The 1,432-nt window shown below is 56.1% G+C and carries 1 protein-coding gene and 1 pseudogene; both read left to right on the top strand.

The features are described 5' to 3' along the window. Positions 1 to 575 (top strand): annotated as a pseudogene (locus tag BKD70_RS22215) (trigger factor); the annotation flags it as partial. Positions 576 to 666: 91 nt separating this feature from the next. After that, positions 667 to 1,302, top strand: coding sequence for an ATP-dependent Clp endopeptidase proteolytic subunit ClpP (gene clpP / locus BKD70_RS22210; RefSeq protein ID WP_003192255.1), 636 nt, complete (start codon positions 667 to 669; stop codon positions 1,300 to 1,302). Positions 1,303 to 1,432 lie beyond the last annotated feature (130 nt).

Here is a 1,432-nt window from a genome sequence, read left to right as displayed (position 1 = left end):
CAGAGCTGAACGAAGAGTTCTTCGCCCAGTTCGGCATCAAGGAAACCGGCATCGAAGGCTTCCGCACCGAAGTTCGCAAGAACATGGAGCGTGAGCTGCGCCAGGCTATCAAGTCCAAGGTCAAGAACCAGGTCATGGACGGTCTGCTGGCCGCCAACCCGATCGAAGTGCCTAAGGCCCTGCTGTCCAACGAAGTGGATCGCCTGCGCGTTCAAGCGGTTCAGCAGTTTGGTGGCAACATCAAGCCTGACCAACTGCCGGCCGAGCTGTTCGAAGAGCAAGCCAAGCGCCGCGTTGTGCTGGGCCTGATCGTGGCCGAAGTGGTCAAGCAGTTCGACCTCAAGCCAGACGAAGACCGCGTTCGCGAAATGATCCAGGAAATGGCTTCGGCCTACCAGGAGCCTGAGCAGGTCGTGGCTTGGTACTACAAGAACGAGCAGCAGATGAACGAAGTACGTTCGGTTGTGCTGGAAGAACAAGTTGTGGATACTGTTCTGCAGAAGGCTAAGGTGACCGATAAAGCGGTCTCTTACGAAGAAGCAGTCAAACCGGCGGAAGCAGCACAAGCCGACTGATTGTCCAACTCGTTGGAAATTCAACCATAAGCCAGCCTCGCGCTGGCTTATGCGTTTTCAAGACATGACTATTTGGGAGTAACTGCAGAGCATGTTCCGTAATTCCTATATTCAGCAGAACTCTGATATCCAGGCCGCAGGCGGCCTGGTCCCGATGGTTGTCGAGCAGTCCGCTCGTGGCGAACGCGCCTACGACATCTACTCGCGCCTGCTCAAGGAGCGAGTGATCTTTCTGGTTGGCCCGGTAGAGGACTACATGGCCAACCTGATTTGTGCGCAATTGCTGTTCCTTGAAGCGGAAAACCCGGACAAGGACATCCATCTCTACATCAACTCACCGGGCGGTTCGGTGACTGCGGGCATGTCGATCTACGACACCATGCAGTTCATCAAGCCAAACGTGTCGACCACCTGTATTGGCCAGGCGTGCAGCATGGGCGCCTTCCTGCTGACCGCGGGTGCCGAAGGCAAGCGTTTCTGCCTGCCGAACTCGCGTGTGATGATTCACCAGCCACTGGGCGGTTTCCAGGGCCAGGCGTCGGACATCGAAATCCACGCCAAGGAAATCCTCTTCATTCGTGAGCGTCTCAACACGCTGATGGCCAAGCACAGCGGGCGCACCCTGGAAGAAATCGAGCGCGATACCAACCGTGACAATTTCATGAGCGCTGAAGCCGCCAAGGAATACGGGTTGATCGACGCAGTGATCGACAAGCGCCCCGCTTAATATAAGCCGCTCAAAATAGGGCTGGTCGGCATGTCCGACCACTGGCGGGCTTGAAAAAGCCCGCATAAGCCTTCATCTTGTGTTGCAAGCCTATCGGATTTGGATCGAACGAATGACTGACACCCGCAAC

Origin of the sequence: Pseudomonas sp. BS-2016, from assembly GCF_001806145.1 — a bacterium.
GTDB lineage: Bacteria > Pseudomonadota > Gammaproteobacteria > Pseudomonadales > Pseudomonadaceae > Aquipseudomonas > Aquipseudomonas lundensis.
The sequence above is the reverse complement of the archived record's forward strand: the minus strand, read 5'-3'. Positions and strand labels throughout refer to the sequence as shown.